Origin of the sequence: Paenarthrobacter sp. CC6 (assembly GCF_040560085.1) — a bacterium.
Taxonomy (GTDB): Bacteria; Actinomycetota; Actinomycetes; order Actinomycetales; family Micrococcaceae; genus Arthrobacter; species Arthrobacter nicotinovorans.
In genome coordinates this window covers 1-713 of sequence record NZ_JARDAN010000052.1, presented here as the reverse complement: position 1 = coordinate 713, position 713 = coordinate 1, and the positions used below count along the sequence as shown (strand labels likewise).

Annotated in this window: 1 protein-coding gene; it reads left to right on the top strand. The window is 58.9% G+C overall.

What is annotated here, in order from left to right; translation table 11 throughout:
• A partial coding sequence (locus PV760_RS21440) for an L-serine ammonia-lyase (RefSeq protein WP_354628660.1) occupies positions 1-606 on the top strand: 606 nt, incomplete at its 5' end.
• Positions 607-713 lie beyond the last annotated feature (107 nt).

Below are 713 nucleotides of genomic sequence, written 5' to 3'. Positions count from 1 at the left end.
CAGGAGTGGGTGAACCTGATTGCTTTGGCGGTCAATGAGGAGAACGCTTCTGGTGGTCGGGTGGTGACGGCGCCGACGAATGGTGCTGCGGGGATTATTCCGGCGGTGTTGTATTACGCGTTGAATTACGCTCCGGGCATGGATCAGGCCAGTCAGCAGGACAGGGATGATGTGGTGGTGAAGTTCCTGCTCACTGCTGGTGCGGTGGGTGTGTTGTATAAGGAGCAGGCGTCGATTTCCGGTGCTGAGGTGGGGTGTCAGGGTGAGGTTGGTTCGGCGTCGTCGATGGCTGCTGCGGGGTTGGCTGAGGTGATGGGTGGTTCTCCGGGTCAGGTGGAGAACGCTGCGGAGATCGCGATGGAGCATAATCTGGGGTTGACGTGTGATCCGATCGGGGGGTTGGTTCAGATTCCGTGTATTGAGCGGAACGCGATTGCTGCGGCGAAGGCGATCAACGCGGCGAAGATGGCGTTGTGGGGGGATGGGACGCACCGGGTGTCCTTGGACGAGGTGATCGTGACGATGCGTGAGACGGGCAAGGACATGTCCGATAAGTACAAGGAAACCGCGATGGGCGGCCTCGCCGTCAACGTCGTCGAATGCTGAAGATCAACGTAAAGGAACCCCATGACACTCGCACCTGAAGGCCGTAAGTTGCTGCGCGTTGAGCAGCGTAATTCTGCGGTTCCGGTTGAACGTAAGCCTGAGTGGAT